General features: G+C 59.9%; 12 protein-coding genes and 2 pseudogenes. 4 read left to right on the forward strand and 10 right to left on the reverse strand.

Going from position 1 to position 15,941, the window contains the following annotated elements; all coding sequences use genetic code 11:
• Positions 1-39 precede the first annotated feature (39 nt).
• Genes AC1DUP_RS15545 through AC1DUP_RS15555 form a run of 3 tightly spaced genes read right to left on the reverse strand, consistent with a single transcriptional unit; the run spans position 40 to position 5,123 of the window.
• Complete coding sequence (locus AC1DUP_RS15545; RefSeq protein WP_477833082.1) at positions 40-795, reverse strand: TfuA-like protein; 756 nt, start codon at positions 793-795, stop codon at positions 40-42.
• Positions 796-805: 10 nt separating this feature from the next.
• The gene (locus tag AC1DUP_RS15550; protein WP_113309152.1) at positions 806-2,008 is read right to left on the reverse strand and encodes a YcaO-like family protein; all 1,203 of its coding nucleotides are present in this window, start codon (positions 2,006-2,008) and stop codon (positions 806-808) included.
• Between the two features lie 13 nt (positions 2,009-2,021).
• Positions 2,022-5,123, reverse strand: a complete 3,102-nt coding sequence (locus tag AC1DUP_RS15555; protein WP_113302104.1) for an AAA family ATPase — start codon at positions 5,121-5,123, stop codon at positions 2,022-2,024.
• Between the two features lie 248 nt (positions 5,124-5,371).
• Here AC1DUP_RS15555 and AC1DUP_RS15560 point away from each other — a divergent pair, with 248 nt between their 5' ends.
• From AC1DUP_RS15560 to AC1DUP_RS15570, 3 genes and pseudogenes are all read left to right on the forward strand, one after another.
• Positions 5,372-5,578, forward strand: a complete 207-nt coding sequence (locus AC1DUP_RS15560) for a hypothetical protein (RefSeq protein ID WP_477833083.1) — start codon at positions 5,372-5,374, stop codon at positions 5,576-5,578.
• A 50-nt stretch (positions 5,579-5,628) separates the two neighbouring features.
• A pseudogene (locus AC1DUP_RS15565) lies at positions 5,629-6,461 on the forward strand (3-oxoadipate:acetyl-CoA acetyltransferase).
• Positions 6,462-7,018: 557 nt separating this feature from the next.
• Complete coding sequence (locus AC1DUP_RS15570; protein ID WP_477833084.1) at positions 7,019-8,455, forward strand: DUF5939 domain-containing protein; 1,437 nt, start codon at positions 7,019-7,021, stop codon at positions 8,453-8,455.
• Positions 8,456-8,622: 167 nt separating this feature from the next.
• Here AC1DUP_RS15570 and AC1DUP_RS15575 read toward each other — a convergent pair whose 3' ends face one another.
• Positions 8,623-9,732: a sulfite oxidase gene (locus AC1DUP_RS15575; protein WP_477833085.1), complete on the reverse strand. Its 1,110-nt coding sequence runs from the start codon at positions 9,730-9,732 to the stop codon at positions 8,623-8,625.
• 237 nt (positions 9,733-9,969) lie between these two features.
• On the reverse strand, positions 9,970-10,425 hold the full coding sequence (locus AC1DUP_RS15580; RefSeq protein ID WP_477833086.1) for a GNAT family N-acetyltransferase: 456 nt from the start codon (positions 10,423-10,425) through the stop codon (positions 9,970-9,972).
• 136 nt (positions 10,426-10,561) lie between these two features.
• Here AC1DUP_RS15580 and AC1DUP_RS15585 point away from each other — a divergent pair.
• A pseudogene (locus AC1DUP_RS15585) lies at positions 10,562-10,875 on the forward strand (beta-barrel domain-containing protein); the annotation flags it as partial.
• A 36-nt stretch (positions 10,876-10,911) separates the two neighbouring features.
• Here the strand turns inward: AC1DUP_RS15585 and AC1DUP_RS15590 are convergent.
• From AC1DUP_RS15590 to AC1DUP_RS15610, 5 genes are all read right to left on the reverse strand, one after another.
• Complete coding sequence (locus AC1DUP_RS15590; RefSeq protein ID WP_477833087.1) at positions 10,912-12,384, reverse strand: caspase family protein; 1,473 nt, start codon at positions 12,382-12,384, stop codon at positions 10,912-10,914.
• A 13-nt stretch (positions 12,385-12,397) separates the two neighbouring features.
• Entirely contained in the window at positions 12,398-12,727 is a 330-nt protein-coding gene (locus AC1DUP_RS15595) for a hypothetical protein (RefSeq protein WP_477833088.1), read from the reverse strand.
• Between the two features lie 618 nt (positions 12,728-13,345).
• Positions 13,346-13,612, reverse strand: coding sequence for a hypothetical protein (locus AC1DUP_RS15600; protein WP_477833089.1), 267 nt, complete (start codon positions 13,610-13,612; stop codon positions 13,346-13,348).
• Positions 13,551-15,257, reverse strand: a complete 1,707-nt coding sequence (locus tag AC1DUP_RS15605) for an adenylate/guanylate cyclase domain-containing protein (RefSeq protein WP_477833090.1) — start codon at positions 15,255-15,257, stop codon at positions 13,551-13,553. The genes AC1DUP_RS15600 and AC1DUP_RS15605 overlap by 62 nt, the downstream gene beginning before the upstream one ends.
• Positions 15,258-15,592: 335 nt before the next feature.
• A complete protein-coding gene (locus tag AC1DUP_RS15610; RefSeq protein ID WP_477833091.1) occupies positions 15,593-15,832 on the reverse strand; it encodes a DUF4267 domain-containing protein in 240 nt (79 codons plus the stop codon).
• Positions 15,833-15,941: the final 109 nt, after the last annotated feature.

A 15,941-nucleotide genomic window follows, 5' to 3' on the forward strand; every position in this document is an offset into this window, starting at 1 on the left:
CGCTTTCGAAGAAGAAGGATTGAGCAACCACACGTTTAATTAGTAATTTCGTATCAAGTCGATGTCAATATGCGAGGCTTCCAAATCTCTCATGAAAGTATTGGTCGCGACCCAGGCGCGATCAACATCGCGGCCCTGCCGCTCTACTGTTAGGGAAGGCGCCTTACGTAACGTAAGGAGGGCGTCCTGGCGCTTTTGCCCGGTCATTTCTTTCCGCAATGCCGAAATACGGTCACTGGAAAATCCCCCAGCCCGCAATAGGGCTGCGAGCGAGCGATCGCGAAAGTTCGTCCCGCGCGCCAATGCGATGAGCTGGTCGCGCTCAGCCGATGTCATCATATTTCGGCGGGCAAGCGTCGAGAACGTCCGTTGAAGGTCGACAAGTGCGTCCGTGAGCGGCAGAAAGCCGAGTTCGGCGGGCCCTGACTGCACGGCGACCGCATCCTCCGCCGTCAACGGCCAGCGCCGGTACCACCTATAGATCAGGCCGACGCCGATCATGCCGTATCGCTCAAGCTCGGCCGCCCGCAAGGCTCCCATGCTGGCCGCGCCGATCATGACGATGCCTTTTGCCATCGCCCAGAGAATTTCCTTGTGGCGGACGGCGGGGCGGTCCTCGAACTGTCCGTCGATCAGCACCATCGCACGTGGGCGGAAGGCATGGGCGGCGAGTATGACGTCTCCCTGGGATACGGGCTGGAGATAGATCGCGTCGAGCACCGCCTGCGCCTCTTCGAGACGCAGCGTGGGGCCGAGAAATACCAGAATTGGACCTTCCTTGCCGGCATTCGTCATCGGCAACCCCTCAACGCAAAATTGAAAACGGCCGCGCACCCGCAAGAATGGTTCGCACGCAGGCCACGCCTGCTTCGGCGTCCGCTCCGACCGGTACGGCGAGAACAGGTCCAAGCCCGCAGGCGGCAACCCGGTCGACGACGTCGCGCAGGCATGTTGGGGCGAAGGGCGACGCTGCCGTGCCCGCAGCCGTGGCTTCGAGGATCAGGCGGCGGGCGTCCGCGACGAGCGGATCGGTGCTCTTCCGATAGTGTTCGCGCGTCTGGTCGTCGCGCGCGCCGGAAATCGCCCCGGCGCGCGCCGACAATGCCTCCAGCATCGCGCTCGCCGCCGCTGTCTCGACGGTAAAGCCCGCCGAATGGCCCTCCGTCGGCAACGCCAGGGTAGGCTCAGCCGCGCCGGCCTCGATCGCCTGGCACCAGATCACCGGTAGGTCGGTGGGCGAGGGGGCGTGCCAAAGCGCGAAAGCGATGCCCTGCGTCCGGGTGACTGAAAGAATATGCTCGACCTTCGGCCCGATGTGCGATGTCGCTATGCGGCAACGATCGAAAAAGCCGTGGGTGGCGAAGGCCCGCGCGATCGCGTCGCGTTCGATGCATTCGAACAGTCCATGCGCGAAGGCATCGCGCGCCGTGCTGTGGCAGGCAAGGCCGGTGGTGGTGCGGATGAACAATCCGTCGCCCTGTGGCTCGGGATCGGTATAGCAGGTGTGAACAAGTTCGAGCGGCACCGGCTGCGGCGCTCCGCTCGCGACATCGACAGCCAAGGTCCAGGGAATTGGCAGCGATCGCCATGCGGTGCCGGCGTGGGGAAGCAGCAGGTTTTCGAGCAGGGCCGCGTCGATCCGAAGCTCGTCGGCGGTCGCAAGAAAGCAGTCCGAGGAGGGAATGCGCTCGGCGAAGAAACGCTCGAGACCCTCCATGATCGCCCCGACCGCCGCCTCCATCAGGGTGAGGCCGCGGCCAAGCGAGGTCACCTCGGAAAGCGCGGCCGGCTGGATGGCCTGCGCCACCGGCAGACCGAGACGGTCGAGCCCGGTCAGGTCGGCGAGACGGGTGATGCCGGCCCGGCGGCTGAAAGGGAGTAGCCTGCGAAAACATGCCTCGGCGGCGCCGGGGTCGGCCGGCGTATCGAGCGGTTGCCTCAAGCCGGCGGCAAGCTCGTCGCGAAAGTCGGCAATCCGTCCGTCGATCGCCGGCGGGGCAGGGGTCAGGCCTTCGGCCGTGTCAGCGTCCGATAACAACGCCCAGCTCCCGGGTTGAGCGGCTCGCCCTTTGCAGCAGAGCCATCGCACCCTGGCTTTCGGCGATGGTCACGGCGGTCAGCAGTTCGGCGGCGACAAGATTGGTTTTCACGTTTCCCCGAGCGCGCAGCACGGCCCGGCAGCGGTAGAGTTCGGCGAGCCAGTAGGCATGGCCGGTTTCCTTGGCCTGCCGGATGGCGTCGGTGACGACGTCGATGGCCTGCTCGTACTTGCCGGCAAGGCCGAGCAGGGTCGCGTGCATGTAGAGATAGATCGGCAGGTCGGCGACGGCGCCGAGATCCTTGAGCAGCGCCAATCCCTCGCCGAACATCTCATGGCCGGCGAGGAGGTCGTCGCTGTGGGCTTTGGCCCAGCCGCCGAAAAGCAGCGACATGCCAGCGAGCGACTGCATCTCATTTTGCTGGGCAAAGAGCTGCATCCGGCTCGAAACATCCGCCAGCCGCTCGAAATCGTCGCGGTAGAAGGCCGAGACCGCCTCGGTGTCGAGCGAATGGGCGGTACTCGGAACATGGCCGATGCGCTCGACCAGGCCGACCATGTCCGCAAGTGCTGTGTCCGAGGCCGAGCCCTGTCCCGTCAGCCAGAGCGACAGAGCGAGTTGTCCGAGGCCGCAGACCTTGGCGTCGTGGCCGCCATAGAGCGTTCGCGCGGTTTCGGCCGATCGCTCGTCGTAGAGCGCAAGCCCCGCCGTGATCGCCTCCTGCGTCTCCCTGTGCCAGCCGAGATTGAAGTCGATCGCCCAGATGCAATGCTTGACCTGCAGGGCGATTTCGCGATCTTCGGTGCCAAGCATCATCATCTGCACTTCGAGTGCGCGGTCGTGCATGACGAGAAAGTCAGGCCCGGTCAGCCACCAGCCCCAATAGATCGGAAACCACTTTGGCTGGTCTTCCTTCGGCTGGCGGCGGGCGATGGCGACGCCGTCTTCGTACAGCTTGCGGGCGGGCGGAGAATTGGCGCCGACAAGGCCAGTGAGGATCGGGCCGAGCCTGGTGAAGGCGGAAAGCCGCAAGGCGTCGACCGCCTCGCTTTCGTCCATCTCGGCGCAAAGGGCCAGCGCGTGCTCCAGATGGTGGCGCGCCTCGATCATCGCCGAGCGGCCGGCACTCTCGGAGCCGGCGGCGATGAACAGCCGAATTGCCTCCTCCGTGAGCCCGGCGCGTTCCGCCTGGTCGGCGAGCCCGCCGGTGTCGATCCATTCCGCCAGCCCACGGTCGTCGCTGACGGCGTCGAACAGCCGCCGGTGCAGAACCTGCCGTTGCTTGCGCAGCAGTGCTTCGTAGATCGTTTCCTGGATCAGGGCGTGTCGGAAGCGGTAGATCACGGTTCCGCCGGTTCGGCCACGCGTCAGAAAGCCGGTCTCGCACAGCACATCCGCCGCACTCGCCAGCGACCGCCTGGCGAGATCCGGCAAAAGCGCGTGAAGCAGCGGCAGCGTGGTACGGCCGCCGGCGATCGCCGCGGCTCGCGCCACGTCCCGCGCCGGTCCGAGGCGCGCGAGCCGTTCGTCGAGAATCCCTTCGAAGGCAAGCGCGTGCGTGTGAGAGACCTTGGCCTCGCCGTCATGCGCGATTGCCTCAGGAATATTCGCCGCATCCGCAGGCGCGATCTCCGTGATCCACTGGCAGATCTCCTCGATGAACAGCGGAACGCCGCCGGAAATCCGCTCCGTCGCCTCCAGAAGTTCCGGAAGCGCCGTGCGCTTGTGTGCCGGCCAACTCGCTTCGATCGCCTGCTTCGTCTCGTCGCGATTGAGGGGTTTCAACGACAAGTGCACCACGTCGGCACCGCCGGCCCAATCCATCGCGGCGCCGGGGCGCAAGGTGACGACGAGAAGGATGGGAAGCCGTGAAACCGTGCGGGCGATTTCCCCAAGGAGGTCCTGCGACGTCGGATCGATCCAGTGAATATCCTCGACCGCCATGATCAGCGGACCGCGGGCGCCGACGGTCTCCAGCGCATGGATGGTCGCCCGCCGCGCCCTGTCGCGGATTGCCTTGGGATCGCTGCCGGAGAGGGACTCGTTTCGGCCCGCAGCGCCGAGCAGATACGAAAACAGTTCGGCGACGTCTGGCTCTTCTATGCCGTGGTGCGCGAACGCGGCGGCGACAGTTGTCGCCGTCAGGCGTGAGGGGCCAGCCGCCTTGGACGCCGTGCCGGGAAAGCCATGCATGAGTGGGTGAAGCGTGGAGCGCGCGCCGCCGAGCGCGCACTGAAACAGGAAGGTCCTCGATCGCTCCTTGCGGGTAAGCTTGCGGATCTCCCGCAAAAGCCGTGATTTGCCGATGCCGGCGTCGCCTTCGATCGCCAGGATCTGGCCTTTCCCGGCCAAGACCTCTCGCCAGCAACGGCCAATTGTCTCAAGCTCGGCGGCACGGCCGATGAAGGAACCGCCAAGCCGTCCGAAGGCGTAGAAGCGGGTGACTTCGGTACGATGTTCGAGCGCGCGCCAAACCCTTTCGGGCTCGGCAAATCCCTTTAGCGACCGGCTGCCCTCGAAGATGAAGGCGTAGGCGCGTCCAGCGAGGGTCTTCGTTTCCTCCGAGACGAGAATGCTGTCAGGGGCCGCGAGCGCTTCCAGCCGCGTCGCCATGGCGAGCGCCGCCCCCGTCACCGGCACCTGCGAAGGGACTTCCTCGCGCGGTTCCTGGACCAGCGCGATGGAGGTGGCGATGCCGACGCGGACATGCATGTCGCTGCGCCGCGCCTCGCGGCCGACGCGCCGGCAGGCCTCGATAACGTCGAAGCCAGCGCGAATCGCCAGTGACGCGGCATCGCGCGAGCCAAGTTCCGTCGGGAAAAGGGCAACACCGCCGTCACCGGCCTCGACCCGCATCACGCCGGAACGCGCGACGATCGCCGACCGCACCGCCTGCTGAAAGGCGGAAATCAGCTCCTGGAAGTCCTCGATATCGAGTTGATGGAAAAGATTTGTCGATCCGACAAGATCGTAGCAGAGCGCCGTGATGAGGCGCCGCTCGCTGCCATGCTCCGCCGGCCGCGCGCCCCCGCCCGGCGATTTTCGTGGGTGCTTCGGTGAGTTGATAGGACTTTCGCTCGCCATCGCCGCCCCTTGCGTGTCTGCCAAATCCTGCACCTGACAGAGCGACTATAACACAGGCCGACACGATGTGTCGGTAGCCAAAAGTTGAAAGGAGATCGGATTGTACGCGGCTCGAAATGCCGTGCGGCGGGGCAGACCCGCACGTCGAAATTACGCAACGATTTCAAAGAGAGTGGCACGGCCTAGGGGAGTCGAACCCCTCTTCCCAGAATGAAAATCTGTTTCTGACGCAGACAAGCAGTGACTCTTTGCGACTTCACCATGCGCTTGCCTACAACAGCCCAGCGGCACCCGAGGCCATGGCACGGATCGCGGCGGCGATCGGTGCGTACGACGCGCCGATCGGGCTGCACCGGTTGGCAGTCAGACTTGGCGTCCCCACAGCACTGCGCGACCTCGGTGTGAAGGAATCCGACCTCGACCGCGCCTGCGAGGGAGCGGAACCCAAGCCCTGAGGGAAGCGGCGTAGCGCGACATCGCTCCTCGCCCGGCGAGGAAAATGGATATGAAAGAGCCTTGCGTAGTCTGCGTTGCGATCACCGGTTCGCTGCCGCAAAAGACCAACAACCGGCTGTGCCGATCACGGTTCCTGAGCAGATCGAGTCCACCCAAGAGGCTTTTGAAGCAGGAGCGAGCATCGCCCATTGCCACGTCCGTAATTCTGACGGGTCGGCGACCTCCGACCCCGAGAAGTTCGCTTCGCTGCTTGAGGGATTGCACAAGCACTGTCCCGGCCTGATTGTTCAGTTCTCGACCGGCGGACGCTCGGGCGCCGGCCCGGAGCGCGGCGGCATGTTGCCGCTGCGGCCGGACATGGCCTCGCTGGCAGTCGGCTCAAACAACTTCCCAACCCGCGTCTACGAGAACAGTCCCGACCTCGTCGACTGGCTGGCTTCGGAGATGCGTAAGCACAGCGTAAAACCCGAAATCGAAGCGTTCGATCTCAGTCACATCTTCCAAGCTGCGAGCATGGTCAAGGACGGGCGCCTCAAAGGGCCGCTTCACGTCCAGTTCGTGATGGGAGTGAAGAACGCCATGCCGGTCGACCGCGAGGCGTTCGAGTTCATGGTAAAGACTACCAAGAGGCTCATGCCAGATGCGACCTGGTGCGCTGCTGGGATCGGCCGGCACCAAGTGACGCTGAACAATTGGTGCGCCGAATTGGGTGGACACTGCCGCACAGGCCTTGAGGATAACATCCGCATCGGCAGGGATGCGTTGGCGCCCTCGAACGCGGCGCTGGTCAGGCAATGCGTCGAAACAATCGAAAAGTACGGTCGCCGCGCGGCGACCGCTGCGGAGGCGCGGGCGTTGCTTGGCCTGCCGCCGCCCGGCTGAAAGCAGGAAAAATCGGGGAAACAGATCTGCGGCACTGAGCATCGATCCCGGAAATCTTCGGTGCCATGCTAGCGGATCACCAACACGCGCAATGGCCAGTCGGTCGCGAAGGTTGAAAAAATGTTCGTTCGGTCAGACTGGCATAGAGTCTGTTTTGGACCGATTCAGCGCATGACGGTTGCGTGACCGCTTTCATTTTCTACGCTCCCGAAGCGGACAGTCCGAAGACGGCCCCAATAAAGCCGGTCGGCGATGCGCCGATATCGGCCCCAGATCGGACGGAATTGACAGTCGAGAAATAGTGGCGGTGGCCGACCCTTCGGCGAAAGCGCGAAATCGGACGCTAATCTTGTTCAGGACCGCTTCCGCCAGGAGGATGCGGCGGAAAGGCTCGTCGGCACCAACTCCTCACGTCTTGGGACCCTGGGGGCTTGCCACTACAATGAAGCCTTTTACTATGGTAAACCTAGAATGCTGCCAACTTGTGAAACCGCTGATGTTGGACGATCATCTGACTCGTTCGGTTGACAATACGGCAGTCCGGGGAGGAGGCCGCCATGGCATCGATCGACGAGAAGAACCTCGAAGAGAAGCTAACGGCGCTAGAATCTGCCCGGAGCTGGAGTGCGCGGATCGTATCCAAGCTCGAGGGCAACATCCGTTCGGCAAGCGACGCCGAGCTCTTCCGCATCAATCCGATCAAATTTGCCACCGACAAGAGCCTCAACGAGGAGGAAACGATTGCTCTCTTCCTGCACGCCACCGCGCTGGGTCTCTTCGACATGACGTGGATTCTGATCTGTCCGGTCTGCTCCTGTGTCATCGATAGCTTCCGGGCTCTCAAGAATCTCGGCAGTCGCTGCCGGTGCACCCACTGCCATCTGGATTTCGTGGCGGCTCTCGACGACATGATCGCGATAACGTTCACCGTGAACCCCGCCATTCGCCGCATCGCCTATCACGATCCGCAGACGCTGACGGTGGAAGATTATCTTTTCCGCTATAGCTCGACGAATGAGGGCTTGATCCCTGACGGAACGCCTTTTGTCCACCTGAGGGAGATGCTGAGCCGCGGATTAGCCTATATCGAGCCGGGCGAGACGACCGTTTTTGAGATAATCGCAGAAGCTGGCGTATTACATGGCAGCAGCTCCGACAGCGACGCTGGTATCACATTCATTGTCGATCCCACACTCCCGACTGGCGAACAGCGCGTTGCAATCCGTCTTGACCTCGAGTCCAGCACGCCGGATGCAGGCACAATCGCGGCCGGCAAGGTGATTTTCGAGATGTCCAATGTCGCGGACAAACGCATCGAGTTCGGAATCCTTCAATTGCCGCCCGGCGTCGATAGGCCGCCGCCGCTCCACTTCGCGCCGTTCCTCTCAGGAAAGAGGCTGCTCACGACCCAGACGTTCCGCGACCTTTTCCGCTCCGAGGTGATCCGCAGCCACGAAGGGCTCAGCGTCAAGGACATCGCTCTCCTATTCACCGACCTGAAGGGCTCGACTGCGCTCTATGACCGGATCGGAGACCTGAATGCCTTTGCACTTGTGCAACAGCATTTTGACCGGCTGCAGGACGTAACAGTTCGCCACAACGGCGCGATCATCAAGACAATCGGCGATGCGGTGATGGCGGCGTTCCTGCGGCCTGCCGATGCCGTGCGGGCGGCGCTCGATATGCGCAGCGAAATCGCCTCGTTCAACAAGCGGCAGCCAGATAACGCTCTGATCCTCAAAATCGGCGTCCACAAAGGCGCGGCAATTGCTGTTACGCTGAACGAGCGCCTCGACTATTTCGGCCAGACTGTGAACATTGCTGCGCGCGTCCAAGACCTTGCCGACGCTGACGAGATTTTCGTCAGTCAGGATGTTTACGAAGCGATTGGGGTTCGCGACGGACTGGCGGCTTTTGCGGTCGAGCCGAGAACTGCGCATCTTCGAGGTGTGCAACATGATTTGCCGGTTTTTCGGGTGGGGGCAGCCGCCTAAGGCGAGATGACTGCTTGGCTCACAAAGTAAGTTTGCACGACCGCAATCAACGCCGTTGCGACGACTTGAGGCGAGCAAACGCCATTGGTGATGCGGTGCCCGGTGATGTTCTGGCTTGGTGGGGTCGCAGTTGCGCCAAAAGCCGCCATTCCGCCCCAGGCGGGTGATTAGATCACGAATTCCTCTTCGTACGTCTTCGGCTCGGGAACGACGGTAACCTCCACCGGAATGATCCAATTGGCCACGTAGCTCTCGCAGTCGAAACGCTGGTGGTCGGGCTGCACGCACCCCGCCCCATCGATCGCGCGACATCGCAGTGTATATGGCCCCACTTCTTCAGGGGTCCAGATGTACTCCCACAAGCGCCATGCAAAGGGACGTTCTGTTTCGAGGAGCCTTGCCTCGCGCCAGCCCCTGCCATCTCCGGTGCAGACCTGCACCTGCCGGACAGGAGCCTCTCCGCTCCAGGCGGCTCCGAAAATCCGGTACGGTTGGCCGGCGATGAGACGTGCCCCCTGTACGGGACGCGCGATCTGCGCTTTGACCTCCATCTGCGCAAGGGGGACCAGCGTGGGTTCCCCGAGGCTGCGCTCCCAACGGAAATAGTCGCGCGCCTGCCAGTAGCCAAGGAACGGTTTTTCCACAACCGTGATATGCGTGATCCACTTGACCCAGGCCATGCCGAACCAGCCGCCCACGACCGCGCGTAGCGGGTAGCCGTGATCGCGCGTCAACGGCTTGTCATTCATCGAATAGGCAAGGATCGTGCTGTCGGCGATGGCCTTCTCAAGTGGCAAACTGCGCGCAAACGCGATGGGGCCGGGAGAAGCCGTTTTCTTGTTCGAGTCGACGACGCCGCTGTCGGCGCCTGTGAGCAGAACCTCACATGCGGTTCGCTTGACGCCTGCCATTTCCAAAATGTCGCGCAGAAGAACACCTGTCCACGCGGCATTGCCGACGGCTCCGTTCTGCCACTGCAACCCTTCCCTCGGCGGCTCATAGTAGACGCGCCCGTTGCCTGCGCACTCGACGACCGCGGTCAAAGTCGTGCTCCGCATCGCCTTGATGCTGTCGAGGTCAAGTTCGATAGGCCGCTCCACCGCCCCGCCAACGCGCAATCTCCAGTCTCGCGCATCGAGGTCCGGCGACGGGAAGTGGTTTCGCACGAAGAACAGTTCGGTTGGGATCAGCCAATCGGAGAGCGACGCAAACGGAAACTCGATATTCTCAGGGGATTTCTGTCGAACTATCAGACCGGGTTGCTGTGGTGTCGGCATCTTCCTCGTCTTCCCCTTTGAAGAGCACAACGTCGGCTCTCGGTCGCGCGAATTCCGGTACGATCACACCGCCCCTCGCGGCGCGCCTGTCCCATTCAGCCTTCGGGCCGCCTTCGGGCCGCATTCTAGCACATACCGCACGTTCCTCGGATCGACCTCGAACGGCAGCAAAGGGGCCGACGGCGGTCTTGACCGCTTTACGCCAGAAGTGGCCATGTTCCGACTGTTGGCAAAGCGTTAGGTCCCCAGTCTCCGGTTTTCCGTAGAAAGCACCTTTCTTAGGAAAAACCGTCGGGGCGTTCGGTCGTCCCCTTCGAGTTCCCCAAACTGCTCATAACCAAGCTTCAGGTAGAAGGGTTTTGCTTGAAAGTCGTAGGTGTCCAGGAAGATGCCCAGGTATCCCCGTTCGCGGGCAATGCGCTCCGCTTCTGCCATTAATTGACGGCCAAGACCCTTTCCTCGGAGTGCCTCAGGCACAACTAAATACTTGACGAATAACCAATTGAGTTCATCGAACGCATATAGGCCGCCGACGATCTCTGCAGTCTCCTGTTGCCTCAAAACTATACCAAGATGAGGCCATTCCGCTATGGTCGCGGTGTGGTGGCTATTGAATTCCATCAGCGGTTTAAGGAGGTGGTCAAGCTCATCTGCAGTTGGCTCGGCCGAGAGGGTCTCTAGGATTGCAATCATCGCGCGAGAATGCGTGAAAGGACGGCTGTTGTCTAGTCGATCGTTGCGGCTGTTCGTCCGCTTTTGGGTTTGAGTAAGCAGCGTTGTAACCTGACCCCAAAGTGACAGATCCGCACTCAGGTCCTGGCTGGCAACGGCCCTCGGGGCACCGAAGTTCGAATACGCCCAGCGCTCGGTGGGCTCCGTCGTGCGCGAGGCCGAGCCGGTCGTGACGCTGGTGCCGATCAACGTGCCGCTCGAAGCCGAAGTCTCGATCAACACCCGCGACATCGGCCGCATCGCCGTCGGCAAGGAAGCCCGCGTCAAGCTCGACGCCTATCCCTTCCAGAAATACGGCACGGCCTCGGGCGAAGTGCGCACGATCAGCCAGGACACGTTCCTGCCCGGCCAGCAGCAGGACCCGAACGCCACCAGCAACCAACCGCGCCCTTCTTCAAGGCGCGCATGATATTTTGAGCGCCTTATCTGAGTAATTGAACCGCGATCCTAACGTATAATCCAAAAAGACGCAGCGTTCATTAATATATCTTTAATTCCAAAGACGGCGGCGTACGTAATAATAAACACAAATGATAATATTATTTTTTTGTAAATAAATATTATTCCTGATATTCGCGTGTATCTTTCATATTTTGCCACATGGTAGATATTATAATCTGGCTCTTCCTCATCCGTATCAATTCCCCCATAGAAATATGATAATCCATGCCTGTAATTATTAATAAAATTTATAAAAATTACCAAACTGAATAATACTGAAAGCATTGACTGTATTAAACTTAAATTATGTATAATTTTATATTCCTGAAAGAATTTAAAACTTAGTAATATCTGTGGAAAATATAAATATAAAGATGAACATATTGCGATCGTGGAGTTTCGTTTTGCTTCGAAATATCTCGTGATCATTTCGCGTCGTACAGGGGTCCACTCATCTTTTGGGCGTTTGCGGAGGCGCGCGCGCGCGGACGCGTCCGGTAACTGGATTTTGCTCTCGAGCAGGCGAATCCGCTCCTTCAGAGTTGATATCGCCGACGCCTGATCGTTGAGCGTTTGCGATATCTCCTCAACCTTGCTGTGCACTGTGTCCACAGTTGCAGCAAGCTGTTCGATACTCGCGCCAACTGCGAGATCGCGAAACCGAGGGAATAATTGAACTGTGGCGATGTCGCCGTCATCGGCAATCGGTGTGTGTATCTCCGGCAGGACTCCGCCACTCCCGTATTCATCTCGTATGATCGCCTGCATTTCCTCGCCGAGTTCGCGAAGGCTAATGAGATTATCCGTCTGGTCGTCTCTTTGCCGAATGGCTTTTGCAAAGGCTCCGGTGAACATCGTAAATTCTTGACCTGGCAGTGTTTTTGCAAAGGCGCGTGGTCCAGCAGCGCAAAACAGTGCTGTCCCTAGCCGGGGCTTATGCTTTTTTGTGATTTTGTTGATAACTTCGGCGGTATTGGTAATGTCTTGACGATAGGCGATTTGCGCGCCGGCGGCGTAGCAGGCGTCGATGATTAAGATGTGCCGGCTTGAGCCTGCTTTGTCCAATAATGCTGATGTAATATTGGAGATATCGAAGCCGGTGTTATTGATGTCGTTTGTGTCGAGATGGCGCGTTGCGATATAGTAACCTGAGTTTTCGAAGTAATCGCCGTGACCGACATAATAAAATATGACATCTGTTATTGTCTTCAGTTTAGATTTTCGCTCCTGAAGAAATTCTTCGACATTTTTTTTCAATTCATATGGCGAGGATTCGGAATCAAAAAGATCGCGTATATTTTCTGATGGTAGGCGGAGCCCGCGCTCGGATGACAGATATTCGAGCACGAAAGCCTTCGATGCATTGAAGGGGTTGATATTAAATTTAGCTTCATCAACATTGAGTTTCTGTGCCTTTGGCCAAGCAGTGGCACCCATAAGAATAGCGAGGATTTCGCTTCCTTTGACTTCATCCCCCATAGCACCGGTCCAGTCAGGAGTCGCGCATGATGGCTTCTATCGCCTCGGCCACATGCTCGCTCTTCAGATCCTTAATAACGACCCCATTCACATTTATTTCGACACCATTGTTTAGCTGAATCCAATCCCGAACGGCATTTGCAAGAACGACGATCGCTTCAGCGCCAAGAACAATGGTCAGAATGGTGCCTAGGTCCATCGACGACGGATCAGAGCGTTTGAAATCAAATTCCGCCGTTTGGTCGTTACGTGACAATTGGTGTTTTAAGTGTGTTTGGAGATCTACGGCGAGCCTGCGAGCTTTTTTATTGTTCACATTCGGGAAAGAAATCTCGACGGACATAAGTTCCCTCACTTTACTGGTGTGCGTTGAAGATTTGCTACCGCGGACCTACGCTGTCGCCGCAACAGTTATTTGTCAATAAAATTGCGCGTCGAAGGTGATGTCGCCAAATATATTTATGTAATAGATTATCTCGCGAGTCGCGAATGCAGTCATGGCGTAGATAGAGAAAGCACTTTCAGCTAGCTGGCGTACTATCCGGAAACTGTGATAAGCTGGCGAGGGATGCGCCTTCACCTCTGTCGTTACCGTATCTTCGCACTGGCACGAAGGTCACCGTGTGTATGCACGGTGGCTGATTCACTTGCTGAGATGGAGCCGGCGAGGTGGTACATTCCGGCCAGACGCTGGCGGCGCTCATCGCTATTCCGGTGGGTGCCGAGGAATCTAAAACGAATATGGCAAAAAACATCCTCTAAATGTCTTTAGAAAGTGGGCTGCGCTAGGTCTTTTCGAACTCGGCCGGAGCGACCATCAGCCCCCTCAAACTACGGCGAAATCCATGTCGCAATCCTGTTCGATTGACGGCTAGACGGGCGAAAAATTGCGAACGAGGATCAGCACATGCCACCGGTCGGGGGTTCGTGCCCGGCGACCACTTTACGGTCGAAGCGGACCTCAGCCCGTCACGGCTCCCTCGTTCGCCGGTCGGACCAAGGCTGCGAACTTGGCGGGGATGCCGTGCCTGTAGCGCGGCTGAGGCTCGCTCCAAAGGCTTCGGCGTCTCGCGATCTCTTCATCCGAAACGTCGACCTGCAGCAGTTGCCGATGGGCACCGATGGTGATTTGGTCGCCGTCCCTGACGAGTGCGATTGTTTCGCTGTCACACTTCCGGCAGGCCTGCCTTTCTAAAACCGTCGACAAAGTGGTCTCGTACAGATGCATCGCGCAGTGGCTGGGAGCTGAGCCAATGGCCGATGGTGAAATGGGGGTGGGCGATCAGGAACAATTCTGCTTCTCGCCGCGCCTCTTCACGGTGGCCCAATTGCGCAAGCGTGGCAGCCAGGAATTTGCGTGAGTTGGTGCGATACGTTTCTTTCCTGCGAAGCGTAGCGGTTGCCGCCTCATAGTCGCGCGCGGCGTATTGCGCCTGCCCAAGATGACAAAGATACCAACAGGCTGGGTAGGGATTGAGCCGCAGAGCTTTTTCGATCTGCGCCAGTCCGTCGGCAACCCTGCCGTCCAGCACGGACAAGTCCGACATGGCGGCCCAGGTGTCGGCGTGGTTGGGGTCCAGCTCCAGGGCCCTGGCGAAGGCGGCCTCCGATTCCTCCCATCGCCGCTCATAAGCCAGAATGGTCCCCAGAACGTAACGGCAGCCGGCGTCGTTGGGATCCAGGTCGACCGCCTTCTGCGCTGATGTCACCGCCATCTGGCGGTTGGGATCTTCGGGCTCGCCGAAATGAGTCCAGGCAAGCCAACGGTTATAGGCGAGCAGACCGAGCGCCTCGGCATAGGATGGCTCGAGCTTGACCGCGCGTTGGAGCAGCATATAGGCCTCACGCTCGGTTTGCGGCGACTCTTCCGTCAGGAGGCGGGCGCGCACACACAGATCGTAGGCTTCAAAGTTCTTCGGCCGATTGCGCGGCGTCGGGATGGTCAGCCGGCCGACGAGGGCTTCAACAATCTTGGCGTTAACTTCATCCTGTAATTCGAAAACATCTTCCACCGTCCGGTCAAACCTCTCGGCCCACAAGTGCTGGCCGGCAAGCGTGTCGACCAATTGGGCATTGATGCGGACACGGCCCATTGCGCGTCTGGCGCTCCCCTCCAGGACGTAGCGGACGCCGAGTTCCTGGGCGACCAGCTTTACGTTGACCGCCTTGCCCTTGTAGCCGTTGACGGAATTGCGCGCGATGACGAACAGGCCAGCCGTACGGGAAAGGTCGGTGATCAGGTCTTCGGTCAAGCCGTCGACGAAAGGCGCGTCCGCTTCATCCCCACTCATATTCGTGAACGGCAATACAGCGATCGAGGGATTTTCCGGCAGCGGCAATATGCTCTGCAGCGCATCCGGCCAATGCCACACGTGGACCGGGCGGGTCAGGTTCTTCAGGTAGCGTTCGCCTGCATCGAAGAACCGGTCTTTGATCTTGCCGAGGATCTCGCCGTGAACGCTGGCTGAAATGCAGATACCTCCCGGCGCGGCCTGCGTCTCGAGGCGCGCCGCGACATTGACCCCGTCGCCGAGGACGTCTGAACCGTCGTCAATGACATCTCCCAGATTGACGCCGACACGCAAAAGCAGGCGCCGGTCTCCGGAAGCCTTAACAGCAGTGGTGGCCCGTTGCATTTCCAACGCTGCTGCGACCGCGTCCACGGCGCTCCCGAATTCGATCAGGAAGCCGTCGCCCACGACCTTGAAGATGCGACCATTGTGACGCATCACAGCCGGCTCGATAATGCCGGAACGGAGTTCCCTGAGGTTCGCCAGCGTTGCGACTTCATCTGCCTCCATCAGGCGTGAATATCCCACCACATCGGCAACGACGATGGCGGCAAGGCGACGCTGAAGAGATTGATCCGTCATGTGAGGACAAGCCTAACGACCGAATTAGCAAGTTATTGTTCAACCGCCGGTGAGTCAACAAGTGGCAAGAGGTAATGTCCAGGCGATCTCCACCTCCATCGAGCCGTCATCGTTCCTTGTGACCGACGGCGTCGAGGTGGACGACAGGGAAATGAGTATCCAATGCGGATCATCCACTCGCGGCCCCTCCCGCTCTCAAGGACTTGGGTGCGCTGGATCCCTCTGACATCCCTCGTGCCAGCCCTTCCTCCTGAAAGCATGCCCATTAGCTGGCTCCCCTGTTCCCGTGCCCAGTCTGCGCTGGTATCGGTCAGCCGGAGAGAGTGCGGACCATCTCAGCGCGCGCCTGTCATCATGGCGATAGCGGCGAGCGCCATGACGGCTGCCGTCAGGCTGTGCATACCGAAGGCGCTTTTTGCGGAGCCTTTGCCTGCGAGAATGACCAGCATGTCGCCGACGGGGATGATCGCCACGACCAGCAGGACGAGGCCGGTCTCGCGCTGCGTGCACCAACGCGTGAAGGCAAGCACGAGCAATCCCGCCGCGATGTCGCGGACGCCCTTGAGGCGGAGCATGCCCTTTTGCGGCGCGAGGCGGCATTCCGCCGCACCAGTCAGCCCCCTCAATTTACAATGAAATCCATGTCACAATCCTGTTGGAATTGATGGCTAGACGGGCGAAAAA

The organism is Rhizobium sp. 01L419, assembly GCF_056400025.1.

Excerpts from the sequence above, each read along its gene's own strand:
- AC1DUP_RS15545 (WP_477833082.1), bottom strand. The coding sequence starts at position 795 with ATGACGAATGCCGGCAAGGAAGGTCCAATTCTGGTATTTCTCGGCCCC.
- AC1DUP_RS15555 (WP_113302104.1), bottom strand. The coding sequence starts at position 5,123 with ATGGCGAGCGAAAGTCCTATCAACTCACCGAAGCACCCACGAAAATCG.
- AC1DUP_RS15570 (WP_477833084.1), top strand. The coding sequence starts at position 7,019 with ATGGCATCGATCGACGAGAAGAACCTCGAAGAGAAGCTAACGGCGCTA.
- AC1DUP_RS15575 (WP_477833085.1), bottom strand. The coding sequence starts at position 9,732 with ATGCCGACACCACAGCAACCCGGTCTGATAGTTCGACAGAAATCCCCT.
- AC1DUP_RS15580 (WP_477833086.1), bottom strand. The coding sequence starts at position 10,425 with ATGATTGCAATCCTAGAGACCCTCTCGGCCGAGCCAACTGCAGATGAG.
- AC1DUP_RS15590 (WP_477833087.1), bottom strand. The coding sequence starts at position 12,384 with ATGGGGGATGAAGTCAAAGGAAGCGAAATCCTCGCTATTCTTATGGGT.
- AC1DUP_RS15595 (WP_477833088.1), bottom strand. The coding sequence starts at position 12,727 with ATGTCCGTCGAGATTTCTTTCCCGAATGTGAACAATAAAAAAGCTCGC.
- AC1DUP_RS15600 (WP_477833089.1), bottom strand. The coding sequence starts at position 13,612 with ATGCATCTGTACGAGACCACTTTGTCGACGGTTTTAGAAAGGCAGGCC.
- AC1DUP_RS15605 (WP_477833090.1), bottom strand. The coding sequence starts at position 15,257 with ATGACGGATCAATCTCTTCAGCGTCGCCTTGCCGCCATCGTCGTTGCC.
- AC1DUP_RS15610 (WP_477833091.1), bottom strand. The coding sequence starts at position 15,832 with ATGCTCCGCCTCAAGGGCGTCCGCGACATCGCGGCGGGATTGCTCGTG.